The following is a 20,352-nucleotide window of genomic DNA, read 5'->3' on the forward strand; positions in this document are numbered from 1 at the left end:
CAATCGCCGCGGCAAGCCTGAAACACCGCCCCACCTGCATGACGGGCAAGCACCGTTCCCGCAGGACGTGTGAAACCCGCCGCGCTTACAAATATTTGTTCCAGAACATCATGCGCCCGTGAGCAGGGTCGAGCTGACCATCGCTGAAACCAAACTTGCGATAGGAACCTTGAGCCACGGGGTTGCCCTCAAGCACTTCCAGGGTGATCTTGCAGCAGCCTCGCTCACGGGCAATGTCTTCGACCTTGAGCAACATTTTCTGACTCAGGCCCAGACCGCGAAACGTATCCACCACTGACACATCATGTACGTTGACTAACGGTTTGCCAGCAAACGTCGAAAAACCTTCAAAACAGTTCACCAGACCTGCCGCCTCGCCGTTGACGAACGCCAGCACGCTAAACGCATGAGGGCGTCTGGCAAGCTCTGCCGGCAATTGCGCCAACACGTCCTGCGACAACTCTTCACCTCCACCCATGGGGTCTTTGGCGTAGTGGTTCAACACGTCTCTCAGCGCTTGAGCATGAACCGGGTTTGTATAATCAGCTTGAACTACCACGACATCCGACATTACGGGCATTCCTCGACCAATCCTGGTTCTGTTTATGAGAACACCAGACCTTAGCGCGGCCCCTGTGAAGCACACAAGTATCCGTCTCAGGGCAAGTGCGTGGAATCAAGCATCGACATCCGGGTGGCGAGCTGATTTGAAAAACTCTCAGCATCCGTATAAATCAGTACATGGCGAAACTGCGAATTTTCCTTGTGGAATTGAGCTTCATCCGCAATGCCCCCTCCTGCCATTTTCTGGCTGATCAGCAGCACGTCATACTCATTGGTCCGGGCTGCTCTCAAGCTCACCAAGGCCTCAGGGTTGTACAAAGGCGCGATCCGGTAATAGCCCAGAAGGTTAAGAGCCCTTTCCATTTTCAGCGCTTGTACTGGATCATCATCGGCAATCAATATTCGTAATGTTTTTGTTGGCATTTTGGCCTCGTCATTCATGAGACTCATCGGCTTGAGCATAACGGTCCAGCTCGTCGGCCAGTTGCTCCATGCTGTAGTGCAGTGCATCGACAGCACCAGCAAGACCTTGTGGTTCCGCCATCCTGCAAATCTCTTCCAGTTGCTCGCAACACTCAATCAGCTTCGTGGCTTGAATGAGCTTGCCTCCTCCTTTGACACCATGTGCCAGAGCACTCAATCCCTCATAATCATCTTTCACAAACAGCTCGATCAGTGCACCGAGGTCCTGGCGATTACTGATGGCCAGTTCAGCGAGCAGTTTGTGGACCACCCCATCATCACCTTGGCTCAACTGTTTAAGATAAGTCAGATCAATCTGCCCGTCAGACTCATCGGCACTCTTGCCTGATGGCCCCTGCGGTACCCCAGACGCCAGGCAGGCACTCAAGTCCTTCAAACTGATGGGCTTGAACAAGCATTGATCCATTCCAGCTTCCCGGCAACGCACAGCTTCCTCTGGTTGTGCGTTGGCCGTAAAACCAAAAATCTGGCAGGGCGCTCGCCCCAACGCGACCTCCTCTGACCGCACTGCCCGTGCCAGCTCATAGCCATCCATGACCGGCATGGAACAATCAGTGATGACCACGTCAAACTGCCCCATCCGCCATGCCTTCAGACCCAGCGCACCATTTTCGGCGTCGGCCACGCGGTGCCCCAGGTAGCTGAGTTGTTGGGCCAGCAGCATCCGATTCGCCGGATAATCATCCACCACCAATACATTCAGCGAGCGTGTGCTCCCGACTTCTTGCTGCGCCTCGTCGACGGCGATTTCTTCAGGTTCAAGCAATGGCACCACCATCGTGATCTCAACCTGAGTTCCGGTCCCCTGCACGCTACTGAGGTGCAACTGCCCGCCCATCATTTCGCAGAGTTCACGGCTAATCACCAAGCCCAACCCTGAGCCACTACGCGCAGACTGGGTGTTGTTGCTGGCCTGAACAAATGGACTGAACAGTCGAGACTGGTCTTCGTCAGAAATACCGACGCCCGTATCCTCAACGCGCAAACACACCGACACCTGCTGCCCATCGTGAGCAGGCTCTACGTTCAGTTTCAGCCGAACTGCGCCCACATTCGTGAACTTGATGGCATTGCTCAACATGTTGGAGACGACTTGTTTAAAACGCATCGGATCGATCATGACATCTGTGTCCGACGCAGGGCTCAATTCGCATATCAGGCTCAAGTGCTTCTGGCGTGCAAGCCCATCGAACATCCGTGCCACGGCCTCTACCAGGGACTTGAGATTGGAGCGCTTGGGGGTCAATGACAAATAACCGGATTCAATACGCGCGATATCCAGAATATCGCCAATCAAGTCGAGTAACTCGCGGGCCGAGACGGATGCCACTTCGATTGCAAACCGATCCATGACACCCTGGTCGGCTTTTTTCATGGCCAGTTCAAGCATGCCGATTACCGCATTCATGGGTGTGCGTATTTCATGACTCATGGTCGCCAGGAATGTTGTCTTCGCCCGATTAGCCTCATCGGCACTTTGTTTGGCGACGTTCAACTCGTTCATTAGCTGCTGGCGCCTGGCAATCACTCGCTGCAAGTAAGTAATCCAGGCAACCGCCACCAAGAGCAGGGCCGCCGCAATGGCGAACCCTTGAATAATTGCCGCACGATTACGTAGCCAATAGCTTTCAACGACGGGTATGTCAGTGCGCCAACGGCCGGTCAGCTCACTCATTTCTCCTGGGGTAATGCTCATGAGCGCCTTGCCCAGAATGGAGTTCAGCTGCGGATCATTGCTGGCTGTGGCAAAGCCGATCTGCTCGGGTTGTGTACCTACCGTGCTGGTGATTTGCAGCTGTTTACTAAATCGCCTCGAGACCAGATAGCGTGCACTGACCAGCGCACTGACCGCCGCATCAGCTGCGCCTTCTGCCACCATGCTCAGGGCCGCAGGAGGGTTGTCAGCCTCCACCACCTGAATGCCGGGGTAGTTCTGCTCAATAAACTCGCGCAACACGTTGCCCCGCACCAATGCCACCCGCCGGCCCGACATTTCATCCAGGGTTTCAGGCACATCAGAACCAATACGGGTGGTCAGCACAAAAGGCGTTGTGAGGTAAGGTCTGGTAAAGCGCAGTTGATTCTCTCGGGCAGTACCGCTCGTGATCCCTCCCAGCATGTGTGCCTTGCCCGAACTGACCAGCTTAACCCCCTCAGCCACCGTGCTCTCGCGCACGGCTTCGAACTCAAGTCCTGTGTGTGCACTGATCTTGGTTAACAGATCAGCAATCAAACCCTTGAACGTGCCCTGCTCATCAAAGAATGACAACGGTACAAACTGATCATTGATCGCCACCTTTATCCTGGGGTGCATAGCCATCCATCGTTGCTCGCCAGGGCTGGGGTTAAAGCGCCAGGGGTTAGTGATTTGAGGCCCGTCGGAGCTCCAGCGCCGCAGGATCGTCATGCGCGCACTGGGCGGAATCACCGCCAGCGCCGCATTAACAACGCGCAGTAATCTGGGGTTATCGCGGCGTACCGCAAAAGAGAACGGGTTGTCTTCCAGCCGGGAAAAGTCAGCCAGTTGCACGTTGTTCAAGTAGTTTTTGTTGATCAGGTAATTGGCACTGATGTAATCCCCGAGGTAGACGTCGGCCTGGCCAAACGCTACGGCGCCGATCGCCGTCAGGGTTGAGGGATACAACTGCAAGGTAGACTTGGGGTAAAAATCCTTGACCTTTTGGGGCGGTAAATAGTGATCAAGCATGGCCACACGCAACCCTGCCAGATCGACGGGTGGACGCTCACGATTACTGATGCGCGTCACCAGCGCAGGCGAATCGTCTGCGTAGGCAAGGCTTAGCACCAACTGGGGATCTTGTGCCTCGAAACCATTGGAGCTGCTTAATAAGTCCAGCTCGCCCTGCTTGAGTGCTTCTATCGCCAACGGCCTCGAGGGATACCGTTTGACCTCAATATCGATGTGCAGCAACTGTGACAGCAACTGCGCATAATCGGCGGTCAAGCCTTCGAAGTCCTGGCCATTGACGGCCAGGTCAAACGGACCGTAATCGGGGGCCGAGATGCCAAGACGCAAGGGGCCCTGTTGTTTGAGCCATTGCACTTCGGAAGGCTCAAGTACCACGCTGTACTCTTCAACACTCGAACGTCCCAACAGGCGCAATGTCTGCACCGATGTTTCAGCGGCTGCGACGTACTGACCAAGGACAAGCAGCAGCCCAGCAAGTCCCAGACATGCAAGAGTTTTCAATTAAATCAAATCATTGCGCTTGGCAAAATCTGCCAAATAAACGACCGACTTTATATTCAACTTCTCAATCAACCTCGCCTTGTAAGTACTGATGGTCTTACTGCTCAATATCATGTCTTCAGCAATCTTCTTGTTACTCAAGCCACGGGCGAGCTGTTGCAATATGTACAACTCCCGGGCCGACAAGTGCTGAATCAACTCAACGTCGCTCATGTTTGCATCACTGTTGCGTACCGAACTGGCCGCCAGGTACGGAAAAAACGTGTAACCATCCATGATTATTTTCACGGCCCTCAACAACTCGGTGAGATCCTGGCTTTTACTGATGAACCCTGCCGCCCCGGCTTTCATGCACCGTTGGGAATAAAACAGGGGGGACTGAGACGTCAGCACCAGAATACGGGTGTCCAGCCCTGCGACCCTGATTCGATTGATCACCTCCAGGCCATCAAGGCCGGGCATGGTGATATCCAGGACAATCAGGTCAACATGATGCAAACGCGCCAATTGAACAGTGTCAGTGCCATTGGCCGCCTCAGCCACGACTTCATAACCCTGGCTTTCCAGCAGTACTTTCATGGCTGACCGAATAAGTGAATGATCATCCGCAATCAACACTTTCATACATTTAATCCTCCGCTAGCTAGCCGAGCATCAGCGTATATCAGGCACAAACATATCGTTTTGAATAGGTACGGCAAGCCAAAGCCTGGAAAAAACGACCTGATGAATGACACTGAAAGTATAGGACAGTTCTTACGAACATAATCTCCAAAGTCCACAATATCTATGCGCAACATACCGTACCCCGTTCGAAATCGAGCCGGGGATGATCGCTAATCGGAGACGATCTACGAGAAGGGAAAACACCATCAGATTTGTAGGTTTTTTCCCAAGATATGGATCCAAAAGCCGAATAACGATTCGGCTCCCTTTAGATGTCAAAGTTAATTCTTATTGCCATCCAAACTTGCGAATGTAGAACCCTTTTACCGCCTGGGTCAGCGCCATGTAGGCCAGCAAAATCATTGGCAAGAACACAAAGTACAACCCCGGCAACGCCTGCAACTTGAAGTAGCCTGCCAAAGGCCCCATTGGCAGGAAAATGCCAACGGCCATGATTATCCCCGTCATGACCATCAACGGCATTGCCGCGCGGCTTTGAAGGAACGGGATTTTCGGTGTACGTATCATGTGGACGATCAGGGTTTGGGTCAGCAAACCGACCACAAACCAGCCTGACTGAAACAGGGTCTGGTGTTCGGGTGTGTTGGCTTTGAAGACGTACCACATCAGCCCAAAAGTCAGGATGTCGAAGACCGAGCTGATCGGCCCAAAGAACAACATGAAACGCCCGACATCAGCAGGCTGCCAGCGCTGCGGTTTTTTCAGCATTTCCTCATCGACGTTATCGAACGGGATGGCAATTTGTGACACGTCGTAAAGCAGGTTCTGCACCAGCAAGTGCATCGGCAACATTGGCAGAAACGGAATAAACGCACTGGCGACCAACACCGAGAACACATTGCCGAAGTTCGAGCTGGCAGTCATTTTGATGTACTTGAGCATGTTGGCAAAGGTGCGGCGCCCTTCCAGCACACCCTCCTCCAGCACCATGAGGCTTTTTTCCAACAGAATGATGTCAGCTGCCTCCTTGGCGATGTCTACTGCACTGTCCACCGAAATCCCGATATCTGCCGTGCGCAACGCCGGGGCATCGTTGATCCCGTCGCCCATAAAGCCGACCACATGACCATTGGCCTTGAGCAAACGCACGATACGTTCCTTGTGCGTGGGGGTAAGCCGGGCAAATACATTGGTGGTTTCCACTGCCTCCGCCAACTGGGCATCACTCATGCGCTCAATGTCGTTGCCCATCAGCAGGCCCTGTTGCTCCAGGCCGACCTCCCGACAGATTTTGGCCGTAACCAATTCGTTATCGCCGGTCAGCACTTTTACGGCAACGCCATGCTCGGCCAACGCCTTGAGCGCCGGGGCGGTGCTCTCCTTGGGAGGGTCCAGGAACGCCACATAGCCAATCAGCGTCAGTTCCTGTTCATCCGCCAGGCTGTAAGTGTCCCGCCCCCCGGTCATTGGCCGCGCAGCCACGGCCACAACCCGCAAGCCTTCCTCGTTGAATTCGGCGGTCACCTGGCGAATACGCGCCAGCAACGGGTCACTCAGGGCTTCTTCCTGATCGCCATGGCGCACGGTGTTACACACGGACAGCACTTCTTCGACAGCCCCCTTGCAGATCAGCAGATGAGGCTGATCCTGCTCGGCCACCACCACCGACATGCGTCGGCGGGTAAAGTCGAACGGGATTTCATCCACCTTGCTGAAAGCCGTGCCCACGTTCAGCTCACGGTGAACCTCAACATGCTCCAGCACCGCCACGTCCAGCAGGTTCTTCAAGCCGGTCTGGTAGTAGCTATTGAGATAGGCCATTTCCAGCACATCGTCAGACTCTTGTCCCCACACATCAACGTGTCGGGCCAGAAAAATCTTGTCCTGGGTCAGGGTGCCGGTCTTGTCGGTGCACAGCACATCCATCGCGCCAAAGTTCTGAATCGCATCCAGGCGTTTGACGATGACTTTTTTACGGGACAAAAACACCGCGCCCTTGGCCAGGGTCGAGGTCACAATCATCGGCAACATTTCCGGGGTCAGCCCCACGGCCACCGACAACGCGAACAGCAAGGCTTCGGTCCAGTTCCCCTTGGTAAAACCATTGATAAAGAGCACCAGCGGCGCCATCACAAACATGAAGCGGATGAGTAGCCAACTGATGTTGTTGACCCCGGTCTGAAACGAAGTCGGGCCACGATCGGTCGCACCCACCCGTTGGGCCAGCGCGCCAAAATAGGTGTTATTACCCGTGGTCAGTACCACCGCCGTCGCCGCACCGGAGACCACGTTGGTGCCCATGAACAAGATATTTTCCAGCTCCAGCGGGTTGCTGGTCTGGTTGTCAGACTGACGGGAAAACTTCTCCACCGGCATGGACTCACCGGTCATCGCCGCCTGGCTGACAAACAAGTCCTTGGCACTGAGCACCCGGCAATCGGCCGGAATCATGTCGCCTGCCGACAACACAATCAGATCACCCGGCACCAGTTGCTTGATCGGCAATTCGATACGCTGCGCGCCCCTGATTTGCCGAGCGGCTCCCGAAAACCGGCCAAACATCGGCGAAGTGTCAGCACCAAAGTCTCGGCGCATCACCGTGGCGGTGTTGCTCACCATTTCCTTGAGCGCGTCAGCCGCCTTGTTGGACTTTGCCTCCTGCCAAAAACGCAGCACGGTCGACAGCACCACCATGGTGCTGATCACCACGGCCGCCTGTACGTCATCGGTGGCCAGCGACACACCTGCGAGCAAGGTCAGCAGCAGGTTGAACGGGTTTTTGTAGCAGTGCCACAAATGCACCCAGCGACTGAGCGGCTGTTCGTGCTCAACCTCATTGAGCCCGTGTTGCTGACGCAACGCATCGACCTCGGCATCACTCAACCCGTCGGTGTGGGTGCCCAGGTTGTCGATCAATAACGCGCTGTCGCTGTTGGCAGCGACCACCAGGGTTTGCGCCAGAGTCGGTGGTACTTCCCGACTGACCGTGGTGTTGGTCAGGCTGTCGAGCAAGGCCAGGCGCCGAAAGTGCCGGCCGAAATGGCGAGTACGCAAAAAGCCTGCGAAGAATTCTTTCAGGGCGAGTTTCATGGTGCTACTCCTGCGACGCGAGCGCACATGCCACTGAGGGACTTCGCTCATGATCAAAACGCCGGTAGCTGATGCCCGGCGTTTTAAAGAGTAAGCCGTAAGAAGGATGACGTTTTATCTATCAGAATATTCTTCAGGATCGGTTCAGCCCGGGATGGGCCCGGACTAAATGTCCCCTGGGGCCAGTAGCCTGAAAATCATCACCTGGCCATCCCGCGTCACCCCGGCCAACAGTTTGAACAACCGGTGGCGCTCATGGGCTTCGCGCAAGGCTTTGACCACAGAGTTGTCAGGTAACTCCCATATCTGATTGGCAATCACAGAATCGATCCAGGCATCAGAAAAGTGCAAACCACGTCGCGACTCATTCAGCACCACTGGCTTCAACCCGACGCCCGTCCTGCGAGGTGGCAGGAACTTTGTCGTCATCACATACAAGTCTCCATTAGGGCTTTTGAATATCTGGCTGAACAAACCTCGTCTAAACAGTGCTTCGTTCCCGCGGCCTAATGACACATAGCCTTTACGCCTCAGCACACTGCGCAAAAATTGATTCATTGGCATTTGCGTCGACAACATTATGTTTGTTCGACTGTTCAGTAAGGTGCTCAGGTCGGCCAATAGCGCAGACTCTTCGGTGGACAGGGGCAAGATGCTCAGGAAATCACCCAAAACCATAGCCTCATGGATATAGAGGGTATTGCGCGTAGACAAGGACAAGGGCGCCAGGCCCTGTAGCTCATCGTAAACCGGTAAACCCTCTGGCACGGGCAAACCATTGATTTGCGCCTCGAAGATCCGGATCAGCGTTTCAATCGGCAAGCCGTGGCGATAGGTATGCTGCCTGGCCAATCGCTCCAGCTCCGGCACACTGCGGGCCAGGAGCAGCTCAGGCACCGTGGATTTGATCAGTTGATGCCCATAGCGCGAAACATATCGGGCGACTTGCTGATCAGTCGCCGGTAACGGCATTAACTGGCGTGCCAGTGCGTCAAGCCGGGCGGAGAGATCCAGCTGCGCCACCGGGGACTGCAGCAATTGCCATTCGCCCATCCGCCGAAAGATCCCTTGGGGCTCCACCACCAGCATATGCCCCACCCTTCCACCGGACTTGTTGATGGTGAGTCGATTGAGGTTCTCATTGAAGTGCGCCTCGTAAAAATGCCCATCAATCGAGATGTAATCCATTTCAACAGGTACTTCGAGGTGGTAGACACCTTCTGGAGAGAGACGCCCGCAGACCTGCAGTTGCCCGGCATCAAGGGGATTGGGTTGATACAACGGGTAAAAACCATCCGCATCTGTGCCTTGGGCAACAAACAGATCATGGTCACCTATTACAACCCGATCCATCGACAGCTCGCTGCTGGCTATGGTCTGGGTGACACGGGGCGTCACAACATAGTCTTCCAGCCCCGGGGTGACCGGTCGGCTTGTCGCTGGACGATGGGAGGGGCCGGCCATGGGCTCTGCACTGACGGCACGGAATTTGTTGGCCCACTCGGGCCTGATACCGTCTCGCTGCACGCTCATGGCAAACAAATGCTCCAGCCCTGAGTTGGCCGGAAAGTCGTAATCGGCCAATAATCCCTGGGCCACCTCCAGCGACATGCCGCAATTCATCAAGATGGTTTCTGCCTCTTTCACCCCACCCGGCAACCCATAGCCTGAAGCAAAGTGCCATTCACCCGACTCGGCCAGCCGGACAGGCGGCCCCAGGCGCTGAGTCTGCGGATTTTGCAAATGCAGGGTTTGGGCATTTTTTGGGCGTGTCACGCGGTAGCTTTTGCCCTTTTGAACAATAAATTGCACGCCATCCTTGCGATAACTGCCCAGATCGTATTGTCCGGTCAGTGCACAGGCGTCCTGCGGGGCCAGAGAGATTTCATAGCCGCCGAAGTCAGGCATCACAAAGGGTTGGGGCTCAGGCGCAATGGCCCGTGCCGCCCAGCCCTCACGCGCCAGGGTTTGTCGCGTCTTGAAAGGCTGCATTAACAATCGGGGCGGTACAGGATCATGGGTGACAACGCTTTGCCACTTGCTCGGTTGCGGGCTTTCCAGGCCCAGCATCGCGAAAGTGAGGATCATATCAACCAGGCACATTCCTATTTGCAGCACCTGCTGTGCTGCTTCATAAGCGGAATTGGCATTGCGCAATGCCTTGAATCCCTGGTCGATGAAATAAATATCGGATAACAGGTTCAATCCCGGAATAAACCCGATCAACGCAAAAAAGTTCGCGAACCATTGCTGACGATTGCGCTCCTCGCGCAAGAGATCGCGCTTGGCAGTGGACCGGGACGTCAATCGCAGCACCTTGATCATGCGTTCAGGACGATCAGTACTCAGGCTCCAGCCCATATCAACCTCGCCCTTGAACTCGGCAGCGATCCAGTCCTGCGGTGCCTGGTTCGCGGCTTCGGCCAGGCGGCCTTGAATCTGCGCCGCGTCCTCACCGGGTTCCGTGCGTTGCGCAAGGTAAGCCAACAACTCCGGGCTTTTGCCCATGCTCGCCAATGCCGCGTTGGCCAACTCCAGGCTGGGATACATGACCAGGCTATTGCCGTGAGCGGTGCCGGGCATATAGATCAGTGTCATATCCGACAGGGTGTCGCGAATGACGCGCCCCCCCTCCACCGAGCTCATGGCATAGCGTTCGACATCGCTGCTGTAAGTGACATGGCCAACGCTGATGTCCATCCCCGCGACTTTAAGATCCGCTGACGTTCGCGCCCTGATGGTGTGAGCGAACAGCGCCTGGGCGGTTGCATCCATGCCCTGAAGTCGGGCCTGCCATAGCACCATCTCCAGTGTCTGCCGGTACGGCCGGGCCATGAGCTGAATCTGCACGTCGCTGCCCGGCGCTTGCAAGAAATGGTTTTGCTCAATCACCGCCCGGCCATAAAACGCCAGATTGATCTGCTGCTCGTAGGCACCTCCGATATCCAGAGCAGGCATGATCCGGCTCAGGTACTCAACGGTCAGGCGCGAGCTCCACTCGGGTTTCAACACCTGCAAATACTTGAGGCGCAGTGCTATCTGCGGGTCGTCCGGGTCGAAGTTCTCCAGGGCCAGCTGCACCAGGTTGTAGGTGCGCATCCCCAGAGGCCGTTGCGCCAGCTCGACGCTCGGCACGACGTTGGTGGGGGTCGGCAAATTGGGAGTGCCCAGCGTCTTGATGACCTGTACCTGATCCGGGATGCTGAACATATCCTCAAACGGGTCCAGATCCTCCTCAAAACCATCGTGCTTGAACTGCTCACGCAATTTTTGCGTGGCGAACTCCGTGACAGAAGGCAAGCGCCTGAACAAATACTCTTCAACCGCCAGCTGATTTTCGTTGATCTGCCTGGACCGCCGCGCATAGTCAGCCTGGACCTCATTGGGCGCTGCCAGTAACCAGGGCCCAAGCCGCTGCTGGAGTGCCATGGCCTGGCGCTGCATCACCACATGAGCAAGTGCCACCTCACGGGCCGCATGCCCGGGCACTTGCAATTGCATCGCACTGGTCTGAGCCAGCAGGCGCAGCGCGGTCTGCCGATCTGCGCCGATAATCACCAGCAAGAACTTGTTGATGGCCTGCAGGGTTTTCTTGTGGGCCTTGATTTGCGCTTTGACGCTGTACTCGACAATTCCGAGGGTAATTTCGCTCAATTGCAGTTCAACCTGCGAGCGCAAAGGCACCGCGCCGACCCAGGCCCGCGCTGGCGCCTGCTCCTCCAGCGCCACTGTCAGCCACAGCGAACAGTCAGCACGGCGGGACAGGGTTTTACCCACGTGCTCGCGCAACTGCGCCAATGAATCGAATCTGAGCAAACCACCGTCCTGACCGGGTACAAACAGCAAGGTCGACGCTTGAAGCGATGGCGTGAGCAACCCTTGGCGCGAAGTGATCACAAAGCAGCCGACCAAGGGGTAGGACAGTTGTTCAGTACCCAGTGCAATGGCCACCAGACGCAACTCGGTGGCGGTGTCATGGCCTGCGAGATTGAGTTTCAGCGCCTGGGTCAGCAAGGCAAAATCCGCAGCGGTCAGTTGCTTTTGCAACACTTGCAACTGGCCTTCAAGCAGCAGTGCCAGATTGCGACTGGCGATCAACCGGCTCTGGGGCGAACCCTGCCCGCCATCAAGCGTCAACACGTCGGCATTTTCAAGATTTGCCTCGCTGGCCAATTCCTTCAAACAGGCCAACGACCATTCGCGCTCGTTGTTCAAGGCTTGTTGGTGGGTCAGAAATTCATTGAACTGCGGAGTGTCTTGACCCACCTGACCCGGTTTCAACATCTGCAAAATGCTGTGTTCGTGCAGTTCGATTTTTTCCTTGCGAATACGCAATGCCAACTCAGGTGCCAGGCTGCCAAAAGAAATATCCTGCTCATGCCAGCGTGCGTCACGGCGGATAAATTCAGTCACCACGGCTCTCAACTCTGACGACAAACCTTTGCCTGCCACCTCCAGGCGCCATTGCTCGGTGGTTTGCGCATAACTCAAGGCCACACCACTGGCATCAATCGGCTCCAGGGTCGCTTCGCCGGTTACCATCGCCGGACTGACCATAACGGCACAAAGCAACTCATTGGCGTGCTGTGTGTACACACTGGCCGTGGCGCTGTGCTCAAAAATATTGTCCGCTACCGCGCGGTAATCGAGGTCGGCCAATGGCCGTCTGTTACCCGACTCATACAGCACCGAACGGCTGTGATAGGGCAACAGTTGCCATAACAACCAGCCTGGCCCCGCATCGCTGTCGATCCAGCGCACCATCTGTGCCAGTAACTCCGTACGCGAAGAGAACTCAAACAGTTCGGTATCCATACCCGGCACAAACAATAGCTCGCGGGCGTTTTGCCCGGCGTCACGCCCGTGGATCACAAACGCCCCTTTGAACACCACCCCGTTACCATTTCCATGACCATTGGCCCAGGCGATTTCACTGACCTGCAGATCGCCAGATTCCCCCCCTGCCTCCAGGCGTTGCTGATCAGTCGGGGCATCCACCACCTGCAACCACATGCCAAGGCCATCATTGCTCAATTGCCCCGCAGCATGAGCCAGCAGCGCCCGGGTTTTAATCAGCTGGCGGCGCAACACACCCACATACTCGCAACAACTAACGCTTTGACCTTGGGCAATGCCCTGCCAGTAATCGCGCACAGCCTTGTTGTAGCGGCCTTTCAAATTCAGTGAATTCAGCTGGTTCAATACCTGCTCGGGGATGAGCATAACTGGCTGGCCCGTAGTGCCTTCATCACCGACCAGACTGACTCGCTGATTGAGATCAGCTTCGGCAAAATCGTCGCGCAGGCTCTCGACCGCAACTTGAGTCAAGGTCAACGTGACCGGCGCATCAGGCCGCATCGCGCTGGTCCATGACAGGTTATCGGGGTCGACCCCCAGAGCCTGGAGCACCTGGCCATGCACCACCTGATACAGAGTCGGCGCCGCACTGAACAAAGCCTGTACCTCGCCCAGCGCATGCTGGTTCACGGTCACTGCAGCCTGTAATCGATTAAGCAGTTCGCTGGGGTACGCAGCCTCCTCAATCGCGCGGCTCAATTCGATCACGAACCGCTCGCGGCGAGTCAAGGTACTGGGCAAGTCTGGGCGGGGAGGTGCAGCAGAAGGCGTTTGGGAGTCAGTCATGGCGCTCACTTTCTAAGGAAAAGAGCACCCAGTAAAACAGCGGGGATTGGCGCAGGAGTGTTACTTATCTAAGCCCAAAAACGGACGATTCAGGCGTTGTCCCACTGCCGGATTCGAACCCGGCAATGCTTCATGGCGTTGACGATGTGCTTCTCCACCACGCTGCGCGATACGCCGAGGCGCTCGGCAATTTCGGGGTGTGACAAGCCTTCGATCTTGCGCAGCAAAAAACACTCGCGACACGCTGCAGGCAGCTCGGCGAGCGCCTTCTGGATCATGTCCAGCCGCTGGCCCTGATCCAGCAGTACCTGGGGTGAGGGGCTGAAAAAACGTTCCTCACCATCGAGCACTTCCAGCGGCTCGGACTGGCGCAAGGTGCTGCGTCGATGGCCATCAATCACCAGGTTGAGTGCCGTGCGGTACAGAAAGGCACGGGGCTGCTCTATCGGCTCGCCCCGTGTACGTTCCAGCACCCGCACATAAGCGTCATGCACCACATCTTCGGCCGCCTGGGCATTACCCAGCCTGGCACTCAAAAAACCCACCAGTTCTCGATAGTAGTTTTCCAACAGGACTCCAGGCCGCGACGGCAGCGGCAACACTCCATGAGCGCAGAAACAGATCTAATGGGATAGCGGCGTGATGATGGCATTTTTGCGGATGTAATTTATAGTAATTCTCATATAGATTTAAACCCCGCACGCTTAAACATTGTCGAAACATCCAGTAACAGACGCATCATCCAATACCTAAATCCCCCGCCAAATCATTCGTTTACTCAACAGCTCCCCGTATCTGTTGCCAGGGCGACAGCGTTTGCCTAGCCCCTTCAGGCATGACGACGGGCCGATTTTCACTGGCTGGATCCCCCCATGAAACGCCCTCGACAGACCCGCCGTGCGCTGCTTGTCACCCTGTGTTTATTACTGGTCGCAGCCGTTTTAGTCTGGCTATTACTGAGCCCGGGACGGGACGCGTATGACACCGTGCCCGTCACCCGGGGCGATATCGAAAGCAGCGTGACCGCACTGGGCACTCTGCAGCCCCGGCAATACGTCGATGTGGGCGCGCAGGCATCAGGGCAAATTCAAAACATTCACGTGGACGTCGGCACTGAAGTCAAAGAAGGCCAGCTGCTGGTCGAAATCGACCCCTCCACCCAGACCGCCAAGCTCGATGCCAGCCGCTTTGCCATTGAAAACCTCAAGGCCCAGTTGCAGGAGCAACGTGCCCTGCATGACCTGGCAAAACAGAAGTTCCAGCGCCAGCAACATCTGGCCAAAGGCGGCGCCACCCGGGAAGAGGACGTTCAGGCCGCACGGGCTGAAGTACGAACCACCCAGGCCCGGATCAACATGTTCGAGGCCCAGATCAATCAGGCCAGGGCCAGTTTGCGCAGTGATGAGGCCGAGCTGGGTTACACCCGCATCTATGCGCCCATGTCCGGCACCGTGGTAGCACTGGATGCCCGCGAGGGTCAGACCCTCAATGCCCAACAGCAAACGCCGCTGATTCTGCGCATTGCCAAACTCTCGCCCATGACGGTGTGGGCCGAAGTGTCGGAAGCTGATATCGGCCATGTCAAACCCGGCATGCACGCCTGGTTCACGACTTTGAGTGGCGGCAACAGGCGCTGGAACAGCACGGTGCGCCAAGTCCTGCCCGTACCGCCCAAACCCCTCAACGAGACCAGTCAGGGCGGCGGCAGCCCCGCCAGCAAAAGCGGCAGCGCCCGGGTTGTGCTGTACACCGTGCTGCTGGATGTCGACAACACCGATCAGGCACTGATGCCCGAGATGACCACCCAGGTATTCTTCGTCGCCGACCAGGCCCGGGACGTACTGCTGGCCCCGATCATCGCGCTGCAGGGCACCACGCAGGACAACCGCCAGACCGCCTACGTCGTGACTGAATACGGCAAGGTCGAGCCCCGCGAGATCCGCACCGGCATCAGCGACCGTCTACGCCTCGAGATCATCGACGGCTTGAATGAAGGCGATCACCTGCTGATCGGCCCCGCTACCGGCAGCGGAGGTTAAATGCCCACTCCCTTGATCGACCTGCAGGCTATTCGAAAGGTCTACGGCGGCATCGATACTCCCGAAGTTCACGTGCTCAAGGGCATCAGCCTGTCGATTCATGCCGGGGAATTTGTCGCCATCGTCGGCGCTTCGGGCTCGGGCAAGTCAACCCTGATGAACATCCTTGGCTGCCTCGACCGCCCAACGTCAGGCCGCTATCTGTTTGCTGGCGAAGACGTCGCCCACCTCGACAGTGACGAACTGGCCTGGCTGCGCCGCGAAGCCTTTGGTTTCGTGTTCCAGGGCTACCACTTGATTCCCTCGGCCTCGGCCCAGGAGAACGTCGAAATGCCGGCCATCTATGCTGGCACCCCGGCCGCTGAACGCCATGCACGCGCCGCCGCCCTGCTCGACCGCCTGGGGCTGGCCGAGCGCACTGCCAATCGCCCGCACCAATTGTCCGGAGGCCAGCAACAGCGGGTGTCCATCGCGCGTGCCTTGATGAACGGCGGGCATATCATTCTCGCCGACGAACCCACCGGCGCCCTCGACAGCCACAGCGGTGCCGAGGTCATGACCTTGCTCGACGAACTGGCGAGCCAGGGGCACGTCGTCATCTTGATCACCCATGATCGTGAAGTCGCAGCACGGGCCAACCGGATCATCGAGGTGCGCGATGGTGAAGTGATCAGCGACAGTGCCAACGGCAAGCAACCCCCCACGACCGACAACCCCGACGCCTTGCAGGCCATCGACCTGCGCAAGCGCCTGAGCGAAGGCAGCGAAGCGCGGGGCGCCTGGAAAGGCGAGCTGGTCGATGCGGTTCATGCCGCCTGGCGGGTGATGTGGATCAACCGTTTCCGCACCGCACTGACGCTGCTCGGCATCGTCATCGGGGTGGCTTCTGTCGTGGTCATGCTGGCGGTGGGTGAAGGCAGCAAGCGCCAGGTGATGGCCGAAATGGGCGCCTTTGGCTCAAACATTATTTACCTCAGCGGCATGCCACCCAGACCAAGGGCGCCGTTGGGCATCATCACCCTCAATGACGTGGCGGCCCTGTCGACCTTGCCCCAGGTCAAAATGATCATGCCGGTCAATGGCGCCGAAATCGGCGTGCGTTTCGGCAATGTCGACCACACGATGTACACCGGCGGCAACGGCATCGACTTCTCGGCCATCTTCAATTGGCCGGTGGTGCAAGGCAGCTTCTTCACCCAGGCCGACGAAAACGCCGCGGCCGCCGTGGCGGTGATTGGCAAGAAGGTGCGCGATAAAGTCCTCAAGGATGTGCCCAACCCGATCGGCCAGTACATCCTGCTGGAAAACGTGCCGTTTCGCGTGGTCGGCGTCCTGGCCGAAAAAGGCGCCAGCTCCGGTGACTCGGACAGCGACACGCGCATCGTGGTGCCCTACTCCGCTGCCAGCGTGCGCCTGTTCGGTAGCCACAATCCGGAATACGTGGTCATCGCGGCTGCGGATGCCAGCAGGGTCCAGCAAACCGAAAAGGCCATTGAGCAACTGATGCTCAAGCTGCACCACGGTACACGGGACTTCGAAATCACCAACAACGCGGCGATGATCCAGGCCGAAGCCAAAACCCGTAACACCCTGTCGCTGATGCTCGGTTCGATTGCCGCCATCTCGCTGCTGGTAGGTGGCATCGGGGTGATGAACATCATGCTGATGACCGTGCGCGAGCGCACCCGCGAAATCGGCATCCGCATGGCCACCGGCGCTCGTCAGCGGGACATTCTGCGCCAGTTTTTGACCGAGGCCCTGATGCTGTCGGTGGTTGGCGGCGTCGCCGGCATCACCCTGGCCTTTATGGTCGGCGGGGTGCTGTTGCTGTGCGATGTTGCCGTTGCGTTCTCCCTGGCCGCAGTCCTCGGCGCCTTTGGTTGCGCGCTGGTAACCGGCGTCATATTCGGCTTTATGCCGGCCCGCAAAGCTGCCCGGCTCGACCCGGTCACGGCCCTAACCAGTGAATGATCTATCGATGAAGCCGTCCTTGAGCCTGTTGACCCTGTGCCTGCTACTGAGCGCATGCAGCCATTCCCCGCCTGACGACCACAACGACGTCATCGCGCCAGCAACCTGGCAGTCGGCACAGGTCCAGACCCGCCATCAGGTCAATCAACAATGGTGGCAACAGTTTGGCAGCTCCGACCTGGATCATCTGATCAACCAGGCGCGGCTTGCCAGCTACGACTTGGCCGCGGCAATGGCGCGGGTGCAGCAAGCCCGGGCCTCTGCCGTGATTGCCGGAGCACCGTTGCTGCCCGAGGTAAAAGTGGGCAGCACCGCCAATCGTGAAAAACTGCTGCGCGGCAGCGGCTACAGCCAGCTGGATACCGGCGACGACAACAAGGCGGTGGACTATTTCGATGCCCGCCTGAGCGCCAGTTATGAGGTCGATTTCTGGGGTGGCAAAGCGGCGGCCCACGACAGCGCGCTGCAGGCACTCAAGGCCAGCGAATTTGATCGGGATACCGTTGAGCTGACGCTGCTCAGCGGCGTCGCCAACAGTTACGTCCAGACCCTGGCACTGGATGAACAACTGCGCATTGCCCGACTCAATCTGGCCAATGCGCAAAGCGTGCTGCAGGTCGTACAGACCCGTCATCACGCAGGTTCAGCAACCGCCCTGGAACTGGCCCAGCAACAAAGCCTGGTTGCCAGTCAGCAACGCCAGGTCCCGCGGGTGGAGCAACAGGCCCGAGAGGCCCGAATCACCCTCGCCGTCCTGCTCGGCCAGCCCGTTCAGAACCTGAGAGTGGGCGATACGCCTTTCGCAAGTCTGCATTGGCCTGCCATTGGCGCCGGGCTGCCCAGTGAGTTACTGAATCGACGCCCTGATATCGCAAGCGCCGAAGCCAGGCTTGTCGCCGCCCGGGCCGATATCACTGTCGCCCGCGCCGCCATGTTGCCCAGTCTGACCCTGAGCGCCAGCCTGGGCTCGGGGGCAGATCGATTCAGCGATATCCTGCGCAGCCCGTTCTACACCCTCACCGCCGGGCTGGCGGCGCCGATTTTCAACAATGGCCGTCTCGGCGCCGAACGCGACAAAGCCACCGCCCGCCAGCAAGAACTGCTGCAAACCTATCGGGCAAGCATCATCAGCGCTTTTGCCGACGTCGAAAAAGCCCTCAACAGCGCCAGCGGCCTGGACCAGCAACGTCAATGGCAGGATGAAGAGCTCAAGCAGGCGCAACTGGCCTTCGATATCGCGCAAAACCGCTACAGGGCCGGTGCCGAGATGCTGCTGACGGTGCTGGAAACCCAGCGCACGCTTTATCAGGCCCAGGACCAGCACGTACAGCTGCGCCTGGCGAGGCTGCAAGCCAGTATTGCGTTGTACAAGGCAATGGGGGGCGGCTGGGGCGCTACTGCACTGGACCACGGGCACCCATAAACAACTGCACCCGTAGCAGAGGGTGTTTAGAGACCAAACCGCTGCAATTGCATTTCCTGCAGCCGGCTCAAGGTCCGGCGAAAGGCGAACTCCAGATAACCCTGGGTGTAGAGCTGATCCATCGGCACTTGGGCTTCGATGCACACAGGTACTTTTCGGTCGTAGCACTCGTCGATCAGCGCAATGAAACGTCGCACGCTGTCATCGTATTTGGACAACTGCGGCAGTTCACGATCACCGGCCTCGACTTTCACCGCGCCGTCTTCCGTACCTCGGGCAATTTTGCCCTCGCGCTGTTCGGCACTCAGGCAGGGCACGCCGCTGAGCAACATCACCTTGTAACGGTCACAGATTTCCATGAACTCCGTAGCGGCCAGCGGCTGTTCGCACAGTTCGTGAAAGTTGCACCACAACACTGCATCGCTGGCCTGCACCACATTCAACGAACGATGGCCCACGGCAATGGGCTGGCCTGACACCGCCTGCCCTTGGGTCAACTCCTTGAACACCGGTTCAATCGCACTCGGCTGCCCCGTATCAGTCACCCAATAACGTTGATGAGCAATGCCGGGGTGCAGGCGATGGTCCTCAATCCCGTTCACCGAAACGACGTCCATATGCTTGAGAATGGCAGTGATCCCGGGTGCAAAGCGATCCCGGTTGAAACCATGACCGTAGAGGTCTTCAGGTGGCTGGTTAGAGGTGCAGACCAGCACCACGCCTTCGTCGAACATGACCTGAAACAAGCGCCCAAGGATGATCGCATCGGCAATGTCATTGACGAACAGTTCGTCAAAACACAGCACTTTCACTTCCGCACCCAGGCCTTTGGCCAAGGCTTTGAGCGGATCTGCGGTCCCGGTCAGCTGGAACAGGCGCTGATGCACCCATTGCATGAAATGATGGAAATGCTGGCGCCGGGCCGGCACCTGCAGGCTTTGGTAGAAGCGATCCATCAACCAGGTTTTACCCCGCCCCACCGGCCCCCACAGATACACGCCATTAACCGGCTGCGCCCCTGAGTGCAGGGTCTCATGGCAGCGTTGCAGCGCTTGGACTGCAACCCACTGGGCAGGGTCATGGACAAACCCCTGCAGCTCGATGGCCTGTTGATACGCACTGAGGGGCGACTCGATATTCATACGGATGACTGACTCCTGAATCAGAGGTGCCAGTATGCCAGCAAGGAGACGCACGGAGCACTTGAAAAAAGCCACACCACCACCACATTGTTACCCGAGCGGTAACAGAGCGTTTTGCCATCCACTCTTTTTCCTTGGGTGGATCAGCGTAACATTGCT

11 protein-coding genes are annotated in these 20,352 nt (G+C 57.5%); 3 read left to right on the forward strand and 8 right to left on the reverse strand.

All coding sequences use genetic code 11. The features are described from left to right. Positions 1-85: 85 nt before the first annotated feature. The 7 genes from VSQ83_RS16585 to VSQ83_RS16615 form a co-directional block, all read right to left on the reverse strand. Entirely contained in the window at positions 86-571 is a 486-nt protein-coding gene (locus VSQ83_RS16585) for a GNAT family N-acetyltransferase (protein WP_133077989.1), read from the reverse strand. A gap of 86 nt (positions 572-657) precedes the next feature. Next, positions 658-1,005: a hypothetical protein gene (locus tag VSQ83_RS16590; RefSeq protein ID WP_257622913.1), complete on the reverse strand. Its 348-nt coding sequence runs from the start codon at positions 1,003-1,005 to the stop codon at positions 658-660. Beyond that, positions 998-4,258: an ATP-binding protein gene (locus tag VSQ83_RS16595; RefSeq protein WP_326427215.1), complete on the reverse strand. Its 3,261-nt coding sequence runs from the start codon at positions 4,256-4,258 to the stop codon at positions 998-1,000. Before VSQ83_RS16595 ends, VSQ83_RS16590 begins: the two co-directional genes overlap by 8 nt. Continuing rightward, positions 4,259-4,882 (reverse strand): response regulator transcription factor, encoded by a 624-nt coding sequence (locus VSQ83_RS16600; RefSeq protein WP_133077901.1) that lies wholly within the window; start codon positions 4,880-4,882, stop codon positions 4,259-4,261. A gap of 330 nt (positions 4,883-5,212) precedes the next feature. Then, on the reverse strand, positions 5,213-7,975 hold the full coding sequence (gene mgtA, locus VSQ83_RS16605; RefSeq protein ID WP_326427216.1) for a magnesium-translocating P-type ATPase: 2,763 nt from the start codon (positions 7,973-7,975) through the stop codon (positions 5,213-5,215). 165 nt (positions 7,976-8,140) lie between these two features. Beyond that, entirely contained in the window at positions 8,141-13,618 is a 5,478-nt protein-coding gene (locus VSQ83_RS16610) for a dermonecrotic toxin domain-containing protein (RefSeq protein ID WP_326427217.1), read from the reverse strand. 89 nt (positions 13,619-13,707) lie between these two features. Then, positions 13,708-14,187, reverse strand: a complete 480-nt coding sequence (locus tag VSQ83_RS16615; protein ID WP_219262102.1) for a sigma-70 family RNA polymerase sigma factor — start codon at positions 14,185-14,187, stop codon at positions 13,708-13,710. A 303-nt stretch (positions 14,188-14,490) separates the two neighbouring features. On the opposite strand from VSQ83_RS16615, the gene VSQ83_RS16620 reads away from it, so the two are divergent. From VSQ83_RS16620 to VSQ83_RS16630, 3 genes are read left to right on the forward strand one after another with little or no spacing between them, the layout of a single operon-like run. Then, positions 14,491-15,657, forward strand: coding sequence for an efflux RND transporter periplasmic adaptor subunit (locus tag VSQ83_RS16620; RefSeq protein WP_326427218.1), 1,167 nt, complete (start codon positions 14,491-14,493; stop codon positions 15,655-15,657). After that, on the forward strand, positions 15,658-17,628 hold the full coding sequence (locus VSQ83_RS16625; protein ID WP_133077907.1) for a MacB family efflux pump subunit: 1,971 nt from the start codon (positions 15,658-15,660) through the stop codon (positions 17,626-17,628). It abuts the gene before it with no gap. 7 nt (positions 17,629-17,635) lie between these two features. Then, positions 17,636-19,051, forward strand: a complete 1,416-nt coding sequence (locus VSQ83_RS16630) for an efflux transporter outer membrane subunit (RefSeq protein ID WP_133077908.1) — start codon at positions 17,636-17,638, stop codon at positions 19,049-19,051. Positions 19,052-19,077: 26 nt separating this feature from the next. Here VSQ83_RS16630 and zapE read toward each other — a convergent pair whose 3' ends face one another. Further along, positions 19,078-20,193 (reverse strand): cell division protein ZapE, encoded by a 1,116-nt coding sequence (zapE, locus tag VSQ83_RS16635; protein WP_219262098.1) that lies wholly within the window; start codon positions 20,191-20,193, stop codon positions 19,078-19,080. Positions 20,194-20,352: the final 159 nt, after the last annotated feature.

The organism is Pseudomonas sp. DSV-1, from assembly GCF_035830915.1.
In the GTDB taxonomy this organism is placed as follows: domain Bacteria; phylum Pseudomonadota; class Gammaproteobacteria; order Pseudomonadales; family Pseudomonadaceae; genus Aquipseudomonas.